The following is a 16,689-nucleotide window of genomic DNA, read 5'->3' as shown; positions in this document are numbered from 1 at the left end:
ACCCGCTGCGTGGGGCGTGGTCGGCCGGGGCCGGGGTAATGGGCGGCATGACCGCGACCGAACCCTGGCTCCGGGCCCTGGCCGACCTGCAACTGCGGTCGCATCGGCTGCTGCCGGACGACCTGCCGATGGTGGTCGACACCGTGCTCCGGCCGCTGGGGGTCACGTCGACCATCTACCTGGTCGACGCCGAGCAGTGCGACCTGCGCCCGTTGCCGACACCGGGCCGGCCGACGCCGGCTCCGCTGCCGATCGACGTGAGTCTCGCCGGGCGTGCCTTCACCCAGGTCGAGGTGCACGCCGGCCAGGGGCCACCGCCCCGGCTCTGGGTGCCGGTGGTCGACGGCACCGACCGGCTGGGGCTGCTGGAGATCGTCCCGCCGCCGGGAGTGGATCTCGACGACGCGGCGCTGCGGGGTGGCTGCCGACTGGTCGCCGGGCTGATCGGGCATCTGATCACCAGCAAGTCCAGCTACGGCGACGGCCTGCAACGGGCCCGCCGCAGCCAACCGATGGAAGTCTCCGCCGAGCTGCTCTGGCAGCTACTGCCGCCGCTCACCTTCGCCACTGCCGACGCGACGATCAGCGCGCTACTCGAACCCTCCTACGAGGTCGGTGGGGACGCCTTCGACTACGCCCTGAACGCAAACACGGTCACGCTGGCCATCCTCGACGGGGTCGGGCACGGCCTGCCGGCGGTGCTGACCACCTCGGTCGCGCTGGCCGCGATGCGGGCCGCCCGGCGGGCCGGCAGCGACCTGGCCGGGCTGGCCCGGGCGGTGGACGCCGCGATCCTCAGCGAGTGGCGGGACGCCCGGTTCGTCACCGCGGTGCTCGCCGAGTTCGACACCGGCACCGGCCTGCTGCGCTACCTCAACGCCGGGCATCCGCCGCCGCTGGTGCTGCGCCACGGCCGCACGGTGCAGGCACTGACCGGCGGCCGACGGCTCCCGCTCGGCCTGCCGAACGACCGGATCGAGGTGGCCCGGACCCGGTTGGAGCCCGACGACCGGCTGCTGCTGTACACCGACGGGGTGACCGAGGCGCGAAACGACGCGGGCGAGCTGTTCGGCCTCGGCCGGCTCGCCGATCTCGCGGAGCGGCACATCAGCTCCGGTCTGCCCACCCCGGAGACGCTACGTCGGCTCAGCCACGCGGTGATCGAGCACCAGGACGGCCCGCTGCGCGACGACACCACCCTGCTGCTGGTCGAGTGGTCACCGGAAGCGGCGGCGAGAGTGGAGCCGTGACGCCGCGTCCGGCGGTCCGGGTGTCCGACCGGTCACCGGTCGAGGCCCCGGAAACCCTGTTCGGCGGGGCGGGGCGGGCCGTCCGCGCCCAGTCCGAGCAGCGCGCCGACCGAGGTGATGCGAAGCACCCGGGCCACGATGGGCTGCGGGTCGGTCACTCGGAACGCCACGCCGTCGCGGCGCGCGGTCGCGGCGGCGCCGACCAGGACGCGTACGCCGCTGGAGTCGAGGAAACGGACCTCGGTCAGGTCGACGACCAACTCCCGGGTGCCCGGCCGGCTCAGCGCGTCGGCCAGGGCGGCGTCGAGGGTGTCGGCGGTGGCCATGTCGACCTCGCCCACCGGGCGCAGGATCAGCTGCCCCGGGCCCGCGTCGCGCAGGCGCACGTCCATCGGTCGCCCCCGCCGGAAGTCGTCGGTCCGCACGGCCCGACGGCCGGCGCCGTTCGACCATACCGGCAGGTCGCAACCGACGCTCGGCGCGTCGGCCGATCTCTACGGGTCTCCGGCCCACCACGGAGGTCGACGCCGAGCTGCGCCCGCACCCGCCGCAGCTGCTCCGGCCGACGTACCTGAAGGTGGTCCTGCACCGGGTCCACGACCGGTCGCCGGAGCAAGGTCCGGGCCCGGTGGGCGCTCGGCCTCATCCGCACGCTGCGTCACTGGCCCCGCCGGTCACAACGGCAGCTTCCGTTCCAGGTCAAGTCCACTATTCGACACGCCGAACCGACGGGGCGCATCTTGCCCGGAGCCAGTTCGATACGTAGCGTGATCGGCGGGAGTAGCGACCGGGCGCACCCGCCGCCGGTCGCTCGCACGGGGACCTGGGGGGAGGCTGCGGACCGTGGATCCGGCCCGGGATCCACGGTCCGCGCTCTGCGGCACGGCCCGCCCCCGCGGCACCCGCCCGGCGTCAGGCGGGGTAGACCCCGAAGGAGCGCCAACCCCGATCCGGGAAGCCGGCAGCCTCCGCGACCCGGGCCGACGCCCGGTTGTCCCGCTCGTGCAGGTAGGTCGGCACCGCGCCCTCGTCGAGCACCCGACGGGCGGCCTGGGCGACCAGTCGCCGCGCCAGGCCCCGGCCCCGGGCGGCCGGCACGGTGCCGACGGCCAGTTCGTGACCGTGCGCGTCGTGCCGCTTGATGCCCGCTCCGGCCAGGTACTCACCGCCCGACCCGCGGACCACCAGCACGTCCCGGTCGAAGAGCCGCAGCCAGGCGGGCAGCCCGGGCGAGGTGGGCGGGATCCACTCCCCGACGTCCGGCAGCGGCGCCGGGGCCAGGCTCCAGCGGAAGGCGCCGTCGTGGGTGGGCCAGTCGGGCAGGCCGACGGCCGCGGGCAGCGCCGGGATCAGCCGCTCCACCGGGCGTCCGGCGAGCGCGCGGACCGCCACCACCCGGTCCGCCGGCACGGAGAGCACGGTGCTGGACGGATTGCCGACCGCGATCGCGGGCCGCAGCCGGCCGTCCCAGGCCGGTCGGGCACGCCGCTGCGAGCCGACCACGTGCAGTCCCGGGCCGGCCGGCCACTGCCCGAGCCAGGACGCCAGGTGCAGGTGGAGCCGCCGGTCGAGCACGCCGCCACCTCCCCTGATCCGCCTCGTCCGGGTCCACCGTCCCGGCGCGACGCCACTTCCCGATCCGCCGCGCCCGCCCGTCCCGGCGGCGTGGCGCCCGGGCCGGCTCGGCCACGTGGGGCGCCGTCGCCGATCACCGTACGCCGGGCACGGCGGCCGGGACGGGCGGATCCGGTCAGTGCCGGTGGTGAGCGGTGGGTGCCTCGTTCGCCGGCCGCGGCTCACCCAGCGTCGGGCTGCCGGCACCCGGGATCGGCATGCCGGGGTCCGGGACCGGGTGCTCGGCGTCGGCCGGGTGCTCGGCGCCGTGGTGGTAGGCGTGGGTCACCGCATGCCCACGTCCGCGGGCGATCAGGGCGCGGTTGACCGGCACGGTGACCAGGAAGGCCACCGCCAGCGCACCGGCGAGGCTGACCCAGAACAGCGGCTCGGCCAGCCCGGCGGCCATCGCTCCCGGCACGAGCAGCATGACGCCGTTGTCGACCACCTCCATCACCGCGATGCTCACCGTGTCGGCGACGAGCGCCACCCGGATCGCGGTGCGCAGCGGCAGACCCGAGCGGAGCACCGGGCGGACGGTGAGGGCGTAGCCGAAGACGAAGGCCAGCGCGACCGCCAGCGCGACGGTGCCGAGGTCGGGCCAGCCGAGCGCGGTGCCGATGACCATGCCGAGCACCTCGCCGATCGCGCAGCCGGTGAGGCAGTGCAAGGTCGCGGCGATGGCCATCCGGGTGAGGTTCGGGTTCTCCATGTCGCAGACCATATACCCCTGGGGGGTATGGTGCCAGCGACGGCGGTCGCTTTTCCCCGCCGACTCTGGATTGACGAAGACCCCGGACGGGTAGGTGGGCCCTACCGATCGGACCCGGCCGGATTCCTTTCCCCGCAACGGAACCCGACGTTCAGGTCCTGCGTCATATCTATTTCCATACATGTACAACTTTCTTTGGGACGGTATGGTCATGCCGATTCAGCCGAATGACCGGTTCCAGCAGGACACCGACCGACTCTGGAAGGCCTCGGAGAGTGCCGGCCGGTTCCCGGCCCAGCCGCCCTACCGGGGCGCCCGCCAGGCCGGCGAAGGGCAGGGCTGGGCCGAGCTCAACAAACTTCCGGCCGGCGTCTCCGCCCGGCACGGTCTCAACAGCTGCTGACGCCGGCGACACACCCGGGCGTCCACCAAGGGCTTTCGCACACCTGTCGGGTAACGTCTTCTGGTCCGGAATCCCGGCCGACGACAGGAGAAGCTCCGCGCATGGGCAAGAAGACGATCCACGTCTCCGACTTCAGCGGCACGGTCCTGCAGCCCGACGACGAGGTGGTCCGCGTCGTCGTGCTGGAGCACCCTGACCTGGTGGCCGGCCCCGTGCAACTGGACGCGACCCCGACAGAGGTGGAGAACATCGACGACGCCGCGCTCGACGTGGCGGTCGTGGAGATCCACGATCGGCACGGTGGCGGCGAGCCGCGCCGGGTGGTGCTCACCGCGAGCGAGTTCGACGCGATGGCCACCGATGTGCCGATGGCGCAGCTGCTGAAGACCGCCGAGCGGGTCCGCCCGCCGAAGGCCCGCAAGGGCCCCGAGCGGCTCGACTACGCCACCATCGAACACGCCGGGAAGCCGCACCGGGGCCGGGTCACCGAGGAGGAGGCCCGGCTGGTGCGGGAGCAGCTCGACGAGGTCAACAAGCGCCTCGCCGACGCCGGCATCCGTCAGATCGACCCGGACGACCCGGAGCACGCGACCCGCTACGGCTTCCCCACCGCGTCCTGAGCCGCCGGCTCAGTCCTGCTTCCGTACGGCGGCGTCGAGCGCCGCGATGAGCTCGGCCTCGGTGGCGGCCTTGTCGACGCCGAGGCCGGCGAGCACGCCCGTCCCGTCGCCCAACTCCAGCAGGGCGAGCAGGATGTGCTCGGTGCCGATGTAGTTGTGCCCCAGCCGCAGCGCCTCGCGGAACGTCAGCTCCAGCGCCTTCTTCGCCTGCGCGTCGAACGGGATCAGCTCCGGCATGTCACCCGACGTGGGCGGCGGCAGCACGGCCGTCGCGACCTCGCGGACCCGCTCCAGCGATACGCCCTGCGCGACGATCGCCTTGGCCGCGAGCGCCTCCGGCTCGGTGAGCAGCCCCAGCACCAGGTGCTCGGTGCGGATCTCGGTCTGCCCGGTGGCCCGCGCCTTGCTCTGCGCGGCGATCACCACGCTGCGGGCGCGGGGAGTGAAGCGGCTGAAGCCCTCCTGCGGATCCAACGGCGCGTCCGCGGGCCGGGGCACGAAACGCTTCTGCGCCGCCTGCTTGGTCACGCCCATGCTCCGGCCGATGTCGGTCCAGGAGGCGCCGGCCCGGCGCGCCTGGTCCACGAAGTGCCCGATCAGATGGTCGGCAACCTCGCCGAGATGGTCCGCGGCGAGGACCGCGTCGGTGAGCTGGTCGAGGGGCTGGTCATGCGCCTTCTTGATCGCCTGGATCAGGTCGTCGAGCCGAACGGAGTTCGCGGGATTCGTCATGCGTCAACCATAGGTTGACGAAGCTTCGACCGTCAACCCTGAGTTGACGCCGACTCGGCCACCCGTCCCCGCCAGCGATGAGCGGGATCAAAGGCTAGGGAAACACCCGATTCCCGCGTCGCGTCCCGCCCGTAGCGTCGATGGCACGACCCGCCGGGTCCGCCGCCCGGGTGTCAGCCGCCCGGCGGCCGTCCGAACGCAAGAACGGAGCTCGACCCGTGCGCCGACTGATCCTTCCCGCGCTCTGCCTGGCCACCCTCGCGCTGACCGGCTGCGACGGCACCGACGCGCCGGCGTCCGACGCCGGCGTGGAGCTGGACACCCCGGTCGACGTCGCCGACGCGCCCCCGCCCGCCTGCCCGTTCACCGCCGCCCAGGCCTCCGAACTGGTCGGTGAGCCGCTGGTCGACCAGGGCAACTGCCTCTTCGGCGACGGTAAGGGCGTGGCCAGCCTGACCGTGACGACGGCATCCCGGACGGCCGGCGAGATGACCTACGACTACCAGCGCGAGCAGGCCGACCAGATCTACCGGCAGGTGACCGACCTCGACCTGGACGGCAAGGGCTACCTCGCGGTCAAGGACATCGAGGCCCAGGCCGTCCGCATCGACGACGGGGGCACCTACACGATGACGCTGAGCAGCTTCGCCCGCCTCGGGAGCAGCCCCGACGGGTACGAGCAGGCGCTGCGCCGGCTGCTCGACGCCCTGCCCCGCTGACCGCGGGCCGCCACCGCACGCGGGGCGGCCCGTCCGAGGGCGGTCCGGTCAGGGCCCCTGCGGCACCGGCTGAGCCAGCGCCTGGATCTCGGTGGGCAGCTGAGCCAGCGCCCGCTCGAACTCCCGATGCCCGACCACCCGGTGCAGGGTCTGCAGGACGGCCCCCGCCCCCCGCTCGGCCAGCTGCGGCTCCACCCCCGCGCGCTCCGCCACCCGGCGGAGGAACTCGTCGTACGCGAAGACCTCCGGCTCCTCCTGGGCGGCCCGGGCCAGCAGCGGACGCAGCTCGTGCGCCACGTGGCCGGCCAGGTCGGCCGCCTCCCCGCCGCTGATCCGCTCCGCGAGGGTGCGCAGGGTGGCCTCGGTCAGAGCGCGCGCGGTGTCGTCCGGGACGCTCGCCCGGGCGGCCACCTTGTCGAAGAACTTCAGCTCGGCCATGCCCCGTCCTTCCCGATCGGAGAAGCGTGGCTACCCGCAGCCACCGGCGGCAAACGGGTGCCGGTGGCCCGTCAGTGCCTGCTGATCAGTGTCGGCCGTCCCGACGAGGTCGGGGTCGCCCGGGTCGCGTGCGTGCGAGCACATCGGGTACTTCGCTGCGGTTGCCCGTCACCAGAGGGCGCCCAGGTCGACCGCGGCAACCGCCCGCGGCCCAACTTCAGGAGCGGGTGACATGGGTATCGCGCAACGGGGCCGACTCTCACCGAACCTCACCCTGCTGCTGCTCGCCTCCCTCCTCGTGTCGTTCCTGGCCTCGTCGGCCGCGCCGACCCCGCTCTACGGGACCTACCAGACGAACTGGCACTTCTCCCCGATCACGACCACCGTGGTCTTCGCCATCTACGCCGTCGCGGTGCTGGCGACCCTGCTCACGTTCGGCAAGCTCTCCGACCATGTCGGACGGCGACCGATCCTGCTCGTCGCGATCGCGGTCCAGATGATCTCGCTGGTCATCTTCGTCTTCGCCAACGGGGTACCCACCCTGCTGGCCGCCCGCATCGTGCAGGGGCTGGCGGCCGGCGCCGCCACCGGCGCCATCGGCGCCGCCATGCTCGACATCAACCGCGCCCGCGGCACGCTCGCCAACTCCATCGCGCCGGGCATCGGGACCGGTGGCGGCGCGCTGCTCTCTGCGCTGCTCGTGCAGTTCCTGCCCGCGCCGACGCGACTGGTATACGTCGTCCTGCTGGTGATCCTGCTGATCCAGGGCGTCGGGGTCGCGCTGATGCCCGAGACGATCAGCCCGACGAAGGGAGCGCTGCAGAGCCTGCGACCGGACGTCAAACTGCCCCGCAACGTACGCGGACCGATTCTGGTGGTCGCACCGGTGCTCTTCGCCGCCTGGTCGCTGGCCGGCTTCTTCGGCTCGCTCGGTCCCGCGCTGGTCCGCGCCATCGGACCCACCTCGATCGTGTTCGGCGGGGTGGCCCTCTTCGTCCTCGCCGGCATCTCGTCCATCACCGTGCTCGTGATGCGCAACGCCCCCGCCCGAACCCTGATGCTCACCGGGATCGCCGCCCTGATCGTGGGCATGGTCGTCACCATGGTGTCGATCAACACCGACTCCGTCGGCGTCTTCTTCCTCGGCGTCGCGATCAGCGGCATCGGCTTCGGTGGCGGCTTCCAGGGCAGCCTCAAGACGGTCATGCCGCTGGTCGAGGCGCACGAACGCGCCAGCGTCTTCTCCCTGCTCTACATCGTCTGCTACGCCGGCCTCGGGCTGCCGGCCGTCGTCGCGGGCTTCCTGGTGGTCTACGGCGGCGGCCTGCCCCGCACCGCCGACGAGTACACGATCGGCGTCATCGTCCTGGCCGCCATCGCTCTGCTCGGGCTGCGCGGGGCCACCAGGAGGGCGCCCGGATGACCCGGCCGACACCCGATGACCTGCGTCTCCCGGCGCCGACGCCGCCAGTCGCCCAGCTCGCGGCGAGGCTAGGGTGGCGCGCGGTCTCGCCTCCCTAGCAGAGGCGGCGTTGAGGGGCAGGGTCAGCAGTGACGTTCGAGCCGATCACGAGCGACGGCACCACCGTCGTACACCACGTCCCGGCCGGGCACGGTGACGTCGAGGCGGAGGTGCTGGTCACCGTACGCGGTGGCACGCTGCGCGGCCGGCGCGCGGACGGGCTGACGATCCTGCGGGGCGTCCGGTACGCGACCTCGCAGCGGTTCGCTCCACCCGTGCCCGAACGACCGTGGTCCGGGATCCGCGACGCGCTGGAGCACGGTGGCGTCAGCCCGCAACCACCGACCCGATCCGTGGCGACCGCCGGCTGGTCGGAGGTGGGCCGCCAGTCCGAGGACTGCCTCAACCTGACGATCGTGACCCCGGCCGCCGACCGGGCCCGACGGCCGGTGCTGGTCTGGCTGCACGGTGGCTCGTACCGCTCCGGCGCCGGTTCCTGGGACCGGTACCGGACCGACCGGCTCGCCCGCGAGGGCGACGCGGTCGTGGTGAGCGTCAACTACCGGCTCGGGGCGCTCGGCTACCTGCGGGCGCCGGGCATCTCCCCCGGCAACCTGGGCCTGCTGGACCAGATCGAGGCGCTGCGCTGGGTCCGCGCCAACGCCGAGGCGCTGGGCGGCGACCCGGAGAACGTCACCGTGATCGGGCAGTCGTCGGGCGCCCACTCGGTCGCCTGCCTGCTCGGCGTGGCGCAGGCCCGGCCGCTGTTCCGCCGGGCGGTGTTGCAGAGCCCGCCGCTCGGGCTGGGGCTGGTCGGCGAAGCCAGGGCCGGACGGGTGGCGGAGCGCTTCCTCGCCCGGCTCGGACAGGATCCGCGGGACGCGTCGCCGGCGGAGATCGTCACGGCGCAGCAACTCGCCGAGCGGGACCTGGCCGGGCGCCTCGGGCTGGGGTTCGCCCCGGTGTACGGGCCGGTGGCCGGCGTGGATCCGCTACCGGACGAACGGGAGTGGCGGATCGCCTGCCGGACGGACGCTGCGGAACTCGAGGTCGTGCTCGGCACCACCCGCCGCGAGATCGCCTACTTCCTCGCCGGCGGTCCGGTCTCCCAGCGCGTACCGCTGGTCGGGCGCGCGGTCGAGAACGGGCTCATCGGGCTGGCGACCCGGTCGGTCTTCGCCCGGCCGACCCTGCGGTTCGCTCGGTTGCTGGCCCGCGGCGGCGCCCGGGTCTTCGCGTACCGCATCGACGCGACGTGCTCGACCTCGCCGTACCAGGCCTGCCACTGCAGCGACCTGCCCTGGCTCTTCGGTGACGAGGCCGCCTGGGCGCAGGCGCCGATGCTCGCCGGGCAGCTGTGGACGGACGTGGCCGACCGTGGCGGCTCGCTGCGCTCGGCCTGGCTGTCGTTCGCGGCCCGGGGCGCGGAGGCGTTGACCGAGCGCGGCTGGGCGCCGTACGGGAGTCGGGGCGGCCAGATCCACCGCTTCGGCTAGGCGGACCCGGTTCAGCCAGGCTTCCCGTCCGCGGTCAGGGGACGAGCAGAGCAGCAGGACGAGGTCTTCGGCCAGGCGGGGACATGAGGTCTCCTCCGGGTCGGGGTACGGATCGCGGGTCCCACTGCCGCCGGTGTTCGCCCTGTCGCTCCACATCGGCCCGGCCGCGTCCGTCGACCATCGGCGATGGCGGGTCGCCTGACGGCCGGCGACGTGCCCACACGACACAAGTGCCGCACAGTGGGGTGGCGTCCGACCCCGTTCCGTCCCAAAAAAGCGAAACCTTGCGGATTGTCCGGTTTTCGCCACTCGGATGAGCGGGGCGTGGTGTTGTGGTCACCGCACGTTATCTGCGCCGCTTCAGGCAGGACGCGACTTCGAGACGCCTCCTGCGAGTAGTACCCACGGAGGGTGTTCTGTGAAAGTTAGACCCATTCATCGCCTTCGGCGGGCAGTCCTGCCGGCGCTCGCGGCTTCCGCAGCCGCCGCCGTGGCCGCCACCTTGCTGATTCTCAATGCGACCGCTGCCAACGCGCAGGAGGCGCCGGTTGGCCTGGGGACGGCCGCCAACTTCTCCGTACTGGCCGGGGCCGAGCCCACCAACACCGGCGAAAGCTTCTTGGGCCAGAGCCTCGGGAGGTACCCGGGAAACACCGCGTCGGGCTTCGAGACAGCGACCATCGGCGGCGAGGTCCACCTCGGCGATGCGGTCGCGCTACAGGCCCAAGCCGATCTGACCACGGCCTTCAATGACGCCGCCGGCCGGGTCCCGTTCACCATCCTGCCCGCGGAACTTGGCGGCAACACCCTCAATCCGGGGGTCTACCGGATCGGGGCCGCGCAGCTGACCGGGACGTTGACGCTCAACGCCCAGGGTAACCCCCAGGCCGTGTTCATCTTCCAGGTCGACTCCGCGCTGACCACCGCGCCGAACAGCAGCGTCGTCCTCATCAACGGCGCTTCGCCCTGCAACGTGTTCTGGAAGATCGGCAGCTCGGCGACGATCGGCACGGGAACCACCTTCGTGGGCACCATCATGGCTCAGGCGTCGATCACGATGGCCACGGGCGCGACGCTCCAGGGCCGGGCGCTCGCTCGAACCGCCGCCGTCACCCTCGACACCAACACCATCACCGCCCCGCTCTGCGCCGGTCCGACCGGCCCGCCCGGACCGACCGGCCCGCCCGGACCGACCGGCGGGCCCGGACCGACCGGCGGGCCCGGACCAACTGGCGGGCCCGGACCAACTGGCGGGCCCGGACCAACTGGCGGGCCCGGACCAACTGGCCCGCCCGGACCGGGTGGCGCGCCCGGCAGTCCCGGCGCTCCCGGTGCTCCCGGCGCCCCAGGTAGTCCCGGCGCTCCCGGCGCTCCCGGCGCTCCCGGCGCTCCCGGCGCTCCCGGTGCTCCCGGTGCTCCCGGTGCCCCAGGCGCTCCCGGCGGCCCCGGCGGTCGCGGCGACGACTCCGGAGTCCTGCCGGTAACCGGTAGCGGCCTGGTCCCGGCAGTGACGGGCGTAGGAAGTGTCATGGTCGCCCTGGGCGCGCTCATGTTCTTCCTCTCCCGGCGCCGGACACGCAGGTCCTGATGGCCTGATGGGCGGTCCGGCCGGCGATCTGCCGGCCGGGCCGCCCATCCGCTGTCCCCACACGGCAACTGCTCGACCCTCGTCGGCGAGCTCCCCCTGGTGAAGACGCTCCGGCTACCGCCCGCCCACGAACGGGTAGGTGCCGCCGCGCGCCAGTCCATCAGCGCCCCACCAGACCGGCCGTCACCGCGTGCTCTCCCGCCCGCCCGCGCGCTGCGCAGCAGCTCGGGCGGGAAAGCCGACACCGAGATCATCGGGCGCGCCCAGGCGCTCAAGCGAGACGGCGGCGTCAGGAACATGAGCCAACCTCCCCAGTGGGCAGAGGCAGAAGACCGGCGCGGTGTCCATCGCCGCCGGCGGCCGCCGCGTCGAATCACGCAACCTGAGGACGTCACGCGCCGAAACGACATCTGGGCACCCACCCGTGAAGGGTGAATGCCCAGATGATTGCTGGTGCGCCGCCAGGGACTCGAACCCCGAACCCGCGGATTAAGAGTATGATCTTGGCCGAGTCATCTGGTCCAGTGGGGTCGCGTGAGTCCATCTGTTCGCGGTCAGACCCTAGCTCAGCGGGATAGCTTCCGGCTAAGTCCGTCGCCCGCCGGCCCCGTCCATCGCGCCGGAGCACCCGCGGAGCACCCTGTGAGTACTGTGGTCTGGCTGAAACTGGACCACCTCGATTTGGTGGATCTTTAGTCGCAGGTTTGGTGGCCGAGATCACGATCCTCGATTCGGTAGCCGTCGCCCTTTCATTGATGACCTCGGCGTGGTGGACGAGGCGGTCGATCATGGCTGCGGCGACCACGCCGTCGCCGGACTTCGCCTCCGGCGGTCGCGGTCCTGACTGACAGGCGAGCCCGAGGCATTGCATCGTCAGCGGCGACGCTCGTCGTAGGCGACGACCAAGTGCGCGGGTGGCATTGCTCGCAGACCCGGTAGAAACCGGTGAAGGGCATCGCTAGCCTTGCCCGAGGTGCCGATCCAGCAGTCGCGGACCAGCCGGGAGAACGTCTCAGGATCGATGCTGCGCTCCGGTGGGAAGCGCAGCATCTTGCCGCCGCCGCGCCCCTGATCCGGTTCCGCATACATCAGCTGGACCAGCTCTGCGGGAAGATAATGCCCGTCGATCAGCTGATGATCGGCATGCGGCTTGGTCATCGGATGAGCGAACTTGACGAACGCGCTTGTACCTCCCAGCCGGAAGTCACCGGCTTTCGCGGGCGGGACGCCGTCCGGCCGGGTACAGGCCAGCATCGCCTGTAGTTGGCCGAGCAGGCGATCGTTGCCATTGATCCGGTGGATCAGTCCTTGGCTGTCACGGTCCAGCACCTTGTACTGCACGATTACGAAGGCGTCCGGCTCGCTGCGCCAGTAGACCAGGTCCGCGCCGGTCTGCGTCTCAGCCCGCTTGAAGTTGATGTTCTTGACCAGCAGCCGGCGCCCCTCGGACTGAAACTCCACCCAGCCGCCCTGCGACCGATGCTGCTCCCAACCCTTGAAGGGAATGATGTCGTCCTGGATCAGGTCATTCTCGTCCGTCCCAAGCTGCGCGACAAAAGCTGCCACCTCGGCTGACGGCTCGTCGGATAGCGGGACCGGCTCGAGGTCGCGCCAGTCCGGAGAGAACAGACGAGCCGCAGTCATGTTGGCGTCCCGGGCCTCCTGCACGGCAGGCCGCCCTGCCACCTCGGCGCCACCGGCCGTTACGGGTGGGAGCAGCACGGACCGGACTGTCTCGTCGAAGTCGGCGATCCGTTTCCGCAGCTGGCGAAGAGTCGCCTCGTCGGTGCTGGGCGGGATCGGCCTGGCCGAAGCATGTAGATTCCGCCGCCACCAGTGGGCCTCGTTGACCGGCAGCCCGCTGATGATGGCGTCCACCGGGATTGGTGTGGGCAGCACGGTCCAATTCCGGATCTCCAGGTTGCGTACGCCGGTCGTCCCGCTGCCGAGCCTGCCGAGTGCGTGCGCTCGGGCCAGCGCTACTACCGCCCATTCGGCGCCAGGCGAGCCGGGCAGGTCGACGTTGCCGATCAGCAGTGCCAGCTCGATCGTTTGGTGCTTCCAGTACTCGGCGGCGACCTCGCGGTCTAGGGAGTCGATGCGCCGGCGAGGCTCAGCCGCTCTCCGAACCGGTGCACGGCGAGCGCGCCGTGTGCCTTCTCGTGCCGACTCGAACGACTTGACCGCCGCCATCGGCATCGGCCGGAAGGTGGCGTCGGACAGCACGCCGTAGCGGACGAGCTCGACTTGCTCGGCCGTCAGCTGAATCAAGGTCGACAACGGGTCAACCGCCCTTCGCGAGGGTACGCCGTCTTGGTAGGAACCATACGGCTGCCATCACACGGATCATGTTCGCCTTCCGGCTGCTGCGGCAGTCGCGTCCCTCGGCGCGGCATGCGCAGGTTCCGTCGAGATTGAACCGTCGAGCAAACTCGACGTGGTGGTGACCGCAGCCGCCGACACCCGTCGTACACCGCGGCCCTCATCTCGCCGGTACGACGTGTACGCCGGAGGCAATTTCCGCTCGACTCGTTGAGCTGCAACGCCGCTGGTGGCTGAGGGCGTGCGGCGAGCTGCTCCCGCCCAGGGCTGAGGACTCTACTGCCGCAGGAACGTCCGGTCTCGCTTGGGAGACGTAGCTGTCCGGGCCAAATACAACAGTCTCGCGGACTCTTTCCAATCTCGCGGAGATTGGATACCGTCGAGCCCGACAACGAGAGGAAGAGGCAGTGGCGAGTCCCCGAGTTCTAACGATCACGTTCCAGCTGCGGGTACCGGAGGGGCTGCGCGCCAACATTCGCGGCAAGCGCCTGGACACCGCGGTCTCCCGGATCGTCGGCGCAGTACAGGGCGTCGTGCCGGCGGTCTTCCCCTGGGCTGACCGGATCACCGTTCGGTCCAGCTGGGACTACCAGTGGTGGGAGGACCAGGAGGAGATCACGCTGCCGGCCACCGAGGACAACACCGTGACCATCCCGACCACTCCCGCAGAGGAAGCCGCGCTCACCGACGGCGTCGACGCTCAGGAATAGCGCCCGCTGCCGCGAGCCCGCGCCAATCCGGCTCGCGCAGCGCCTTGCGCATCGAACAACCTCGCCACGGCGGGTCGAAGGGACTGCAGCAGGGGCCCGCAAGCAGTCGCCGACCCGCGTGGCCACGCTCTCATAATCACCTGCGTCGCCAGCGGGGCGGTCACGCTGGAAGCGCCGCCGCTGGAAAGCTTGTTCGACGCCAGCGGGGGGGTGCCGTCAAGTGGGCGAGCGGCGAAAAGGTCGTTTCCGCCACTGCACGACCGACTGGGTAGGTCCGCGAAGGGGGCGAACTCTCGGCCATATCAGCGCCCTGTGTCCCCAGCATGAGGGCAGCGGAACTGGCGAGCACCGACAAGCGGGAGTCATGCCGTGACCGTTACGGCGCTTCGACGACCTGCTGCATTTCCGCGTTGAGTGTCCAGCCATGGGTGCCGAGCCGCCCGCGCAGCTCGGCCAGCGCGGTGCGCGCCGGCAAGCCGATCGTCAGGGGCGGGCAGTTACTGTAGCGCCGGACTGGTCGACCAGCCACGCCGACACCTGGTTGGCGACTTCAGACCTGCACAAAGCGGGTCCGTTCCCGGAGCAGGGTTGCGGCGCCGTTGATGTCGGCGAGCCGGGTGGCGAGGGTCGCCATCGCCAGCCGTAGCGGCAACGCGGCGCTGAACTTGAGCCCTTCGACCGCCCTCTCGTCGACCTCTGGCAAGCAGATGCGCTGCCCGGCGTCCGCAGTCAGCTCTCGCCAGGTGGCCGGAGTGAGGTCCTCCCGCAAGCGGATCTGGCAGTCGTCGAACCGTTGGATTGGGTCGACCACCTCGCTGAGGGTTGCCGCCAGGGTGGCGTTGGCGCGGAATCCGGCCCAGGTCCACCAGCGTATGTCACCATGTTCGTCCCGGCTGATGACGTTGCCACCTGGGTGGACCAGGGACGCTCGCTCGTCGCGCTCGGTGGCAAGCCGGTCGGTCGCGCGTTTGGTCAGCCGTACGGGCGGGTCGCTGCCCAGCAGCAGGTCCCGCATGGCTCGGGTCAGCTCGAAGCCGAGGCCGGCCCAACCGCGGTTCGTCCAGCGGGCCTTGCCGCCGCCGTTTGCGGGTTCCACGTAGCAGCGTCGGCGGCGCCAGTCGACGTACACCACGCGCCAGCTCCGCCCGCCGAGGAGCACCCGGCGGTCACCGTGCACCTCCTCGGTCAGTAGGCTTGGATCGATCCGACCAAGGTCCGCGCGGCCGTACAGCACGGTGAATTCCGGTGGACTGGTGAAGACGGTCGTCATCTCCATGAAGTGCCGGTGGCCGAACCGCTTCTCCGCCTCGGGGCCGATGAACAGCATGTCGCCGTCGACGTCCAGGAATCCATGCTCCACCAGGAATCGCACCGTTGGCTCGGCGCTGCGGTCGAACGGGGAGAGCCCGTTCCACCACTGCTTCCACAGGCGGTCGCCAACTCGGCCCTGTTGAAGGCAGAGCGCGAGGATCTGCTGGGCAACGATGTGGCGTGGCTCGGGGGGTGCTGTCACCGGTTCCACCCAGCCGCGCCCCCACAGCAGCAGCAGTGCAGCGGCGGCCACCAGTGAGTCGCCGTCGCGGGCGAGCACGAGACAGTTGCGGACGTTGCCGGTTCGACGCCCGGTGCGGCCGAGCCGCTGGAGGAATGATGCGACTGTCGACGGGGCGTCGATCTGGATGACGCGGTCCAGGTCGCCTACGTCGATGCCGAGTTCGAGGGTGCTGGTGGAGACGATGACGCAGTCACGCGCTTCGGCGAACGCTTGCTCGGATCGGCGTCGCTCGTCGGTGGATAAGGACGCGTGTGACAGGAAGGTGGTGACCCCCCTGGCCCGCAGAAGCTGCCCCAGTTCCTCGACCGTTTGCCGGGACTCGCAGAAAACCAAGCGCTTCTCCCCCGCGTGCAGGGACGCGATGACGGTGGCGGCGTTGGCGAGCGAGCCAACGTAGTCCAGCTCGATGTCTGCTGGCGGTGGCCCGGCCACAGCGTTCGCATCAGTGGCGGGCTCCTCCGGCGCGATGACCCGCCCGGGGCGGGTGCCTTTCCCGGAGCCCTGCAGCCAGCCGAGCAGCTCCTCCGGGTTGCCGACGGTGGCGGACAGTCCGATTCGCTGCACTGGTGTGCCGATGATGCGGGTCAGCCGCTCCAGGACGGCCAGCAGGTGCCAACCACGGTCGTCGCCGGCGAACGCGTGGACCTCGTCGACAACGACGGCGCGCAGGCCGGAGAAGAACGACCGGTGGTCCACATTGGGGCTGACCAGCATGGATTCCAGCGACTCGGGGGTGGTCAGGAGGATGTCGGGCCGGCTGGCCAGGATTGCTCGGCGTTGGGGGGGCGGACACGTCGCCGTGCCAGAGGGCGGTTCGCCGGCCCAGCCACTCGGCGTACCGCCTCTTTCCCGGGTACCGAATGCCAGCCCCAGGGGGAGAGACCCGAGACCAGCAGGGGTCTGTCGCAGGACAAGCCGACGGCGTTGACAGCCGGGCTGACCTGCGTTGTGAGAGGAAACAGGGGGTCGGTTCGGGGGTCCGGCTGAAGACTGACGTCAACGCTGACGCCAAGCCCGACCCCCGAACGGGGATCAAGCCGGAACTCATTACTGCCGATGCCTACGGCA

16 protein-coding genes are annotated in these 16,689 nt (G+C 71.4%); 8 read left to right on the top strand and 8 right to left on the bottom strand.

Annotated features, from left to right (window positions below; genetic code table 11):
• Nucleotides 1–47: 47 nt before the first annotated feature.
• A complete protein-coding gene (locus ACIBBA_RS08460; protein WP_396695051.1) occupies nucleotides 48–1,250 on the top strand; it encodes a PP2C family protein-serine/threonine phosphatase in 1,203 nt (400 codons plus the stop codon).
• Nucleotides 1,251–1,282: 32 nt separating this feature from the next.
• Here ACIBBA_RS08460 and ACIBBA_RS08455 read toward each other — a convergent pair whose 3' ends face one another.
• From ACIBBA_RS08455 to ACIBBA_RS08445, 3 genes are all read right to left on the bottom strand, one after another.
• Nucleotides 1,283–1,642 carry an STAS domain-containing protein gene (locus tag ACIBBA_RS08455; RefSeq protein ID WP_396695049.1) on the bottom strand — a complete coding sequence of 120 codons (360 nt, stop codon included), beginning with the start codon at nucleotides 1,640–1,642 and terminating at the stop codon, nucleotides 1,283–1,285.
• A 520-nt stretch (nucleotides 1,643–2,162) separates the two neighbouring features.
• Nucleotides 2,163–2,825: a GNAT family N-acetyltransferase gene (locus ACIBBA_RS08450; RefSeq protein WP_396695047.1), complete on the bottom strand. Its 663-nt coding sequence runs from the start codon at nucleotides 2,823–2,825 to the stop codon at nucleotides 2,163–2,165.
• A 175-nt stretch (nucleotides 2,826–3,000) separates the two neighbouring features.
• A complete protein-coding gene (locus tag ACIBBA_RS08445) occupies nucleotides 3,001–3,576 on the bottom strand; it encodes a DUF4396 domain-containing protein (protein WP_396695045.1) in 576 nt (191 codons plus the stop codon).
• A 211-nt stretch (nucleotides 3,577–3,787) separates the two neighbouring features.
• On the opposite strand from ACIBBA_RS08445, the gene ACIBBA_RS08440 reads away from it, so the two are divergent.
• Together ACIBBA_RS08440 and ACIBBA_RS08435 are read left to right on the top strand one after the other, a co-directional pair.
• Nucleotides 3,788–3,979, top strand: a complete 192-nt coding sequence (locus tag ACIBBA_RS08440) for a DNA repair protein (RefSeq protein ID WP_396695043.1) — start codon at nucleotides 3,788–3,790, stop codon at nucleotides 3,977–3,979.
• Nucleotides 3,980–4,080: 101 nt separating this feature from the next.
• The gene (locus ACIBBA_RS08435; protein WP_350869388.1) at nucleotides 4,081–4,599 is read left to right on the top strand and encodes a hypothetical protein; all 519 of its coding nucleotides are present in this window, start codon (nucleotides 4,081–4,083) and stop codon (nucleotides 4,597–4,599) included.
• Between the two features lie 9 nt (nucleotides 4,600–4,608).
• Here ACIBBA_RS08435 and ACIBBA_RS08430 read toward each other — a convergent pair whose 3' ends face one another.
• Entirely contained in the window at nucleotides 4,609–5,331 is a 723-nt protein-coding gene (locus tag ACIBBA_RS08430) for a Clp protease N-terminal domain-containing protein (RefSeq protein ID WP_396695041.1), read from the bottom strand.
• Nucleotides 5,332–5,549: 218 nt separating this feature from the next.
• Between ACIBBA_RS08430 and ACIBBA_RS08425 the strand changes: the two genes are divergently transcribed.
• Nucleotides 5,550–6,050 (top strand): hypothetical protein, encoded by a 501-nt coding sequence (locus ACIBBA_RS08425; RefSeq protein ID WP_396695039.1) that lies wholly within the window; start codon nucleotides 5,550–5,552, stop codon nucleotides 6,048–6,050.
• A 48-nt stretch (nucleotides 6,051–6,098) separates the two neighbouring features.
• Here ACIBBA_RS08425 and ACIBBA_RS08420 read toward each other — a convergent pair whose 3' ends face one another.
• Nucleotides 6,099–6,488, bottom strand: a complete 390-nt coding sequence (locus ACIBBA_RS08420; RefSeq protein WP_396695037.1) for a DUF2267 domain-containing protein — start codon at nucleotides 6,486–6,488, stop codon at nucleotides 6,099–6,101.
• A 232-nt stretch (nucleotides 6,489–6,720) separates the two neighbouring features.
• Between ACIBBA_RS08420 and ACIBBA_RS08415 the strand changes: the two genes are divergently transcribed.
• The 3 genes from ACIBBA_RS08415 (at nucleotide 6,721) to ACIBBA_RS08405 (ending at nucleotide 11,034) form a co-directional block, all read left to right on the top strand.
• The gene (locus tag ACIBBA_RS08415) at nucleotides 6,721–7,911 is read left to right on the top strand and encodes an MFS transporter (protein ID WP_396695035.1); all 1,191 of its coding nucleotides are present in this window, start codon (nucleotides 6,721–6,723) and stop codon (nucleotides 7,909–7,911) included.
• Between the two features lie 128 nt (nucleotides 7,912–8,039).
• Nucleotides 8,040–9,446, top strand: coding sequence for a carboxylesterase family protein (locus ACIBBA_RS08410; protein WP_396695033.1), 1,407 nt, complete (start codon nucleotides 8,040–8,042; stop codon nucleotides 9,444–9,446).
• Between the two features lie 490 nt (nucleotides 9,447–9,936).
• On the top strand, nucleotides 9,937–11,034 hold the full coding sequence (locus ACIBBA_RS08405) for an ice-binding family protein (protein ID WP_396695031.1): 1,098 nt from the start codon (nucleotides 9,937–9,939) through the stop codon (nucleotides 11,032–11,034).
• Between the two features lie 873 nt (nucleotides 11,035–11,907).
• On the opposite strand, the gene ACIBBA_RS08400 is transcribed toward ACIBBA_RS08405, so the two are convergent.
• On the bottom strand, nucleotides 11,908–13,314 hold the full coding sequence (locus tag ACIBBA_RS08400) for a hypothetical protein (RefSeq protein WP_396695029.1): 1,407 nt from the start codon (nucleotides 13,312–13,314) through the stop codon (nucleotides 11,908–11,910).
• Nucleotides 13,315–13,763: 449 nt separating this feature from the next.
• On the opposite strand from ACIBBA_RS08400, the gene ACIBBA_RS08395 reads away from it, so the two are divergent.
• The gene (locus tag ACIBBA_RS08395) at nucleotides 13,764–14,066 is read left to right on the top strand and encodes a hypothetical protein (RefSeq protein WP_357071153.1); all 303 of its coding nucleotides are present in this window, start codon (nucleotides 13,764–13,766) and stop codon (nucleotides 14,064–14,066) included.
• Between the two features lie 376 nt (nucleotides 14,067–14,442).
• Here the strand turns inward: ACIBBA_RS08395 and ACIBBA_RS08390 are convergent, their stop codons facing one another.
• Complete coding sequence (locus ACIBBA_RS08390) at nucleotides 14,443–14,595, bottom strand: hypothetical protein (RefSeq protein ID WP_396695027.1); 153 nt, start codon at nucleotides 14,593–14,595, stop codon at nucleotides 14,443–14,445.
• Between the two features lie 21 nt (nucleotides 14,596–14,616).
• On the bottom strand, nucleotides 14,617–16,344 hold the full coding sequence (locus ACIBBA_RS08385) for a helicase-related protein (protein WP_396695206.1): 1,728 nt from the start codon (nucleotides 16,342–16,344) through the stop codon (nucleotides 14,617–14,619).
• Nucleotides 16,345–16,689: the final 345 nt, after the last annotated feature.

It is taken from the genome of Micromonospora sp. NPDC051006 (genome assembly GCF_044456245.1).
In the GTDB taxonomy this organism is placed as follows: Bacteria; Actinomycetota; Actinomycetes; order Mycobacteriales; family Micromonosporaceae; genus Micromonospora.
The sequence above is the reverse complement of the archived record's forward strand: the minus strand, read 5'-3'. Positions and strand labels throughout refer to the sequence as shown.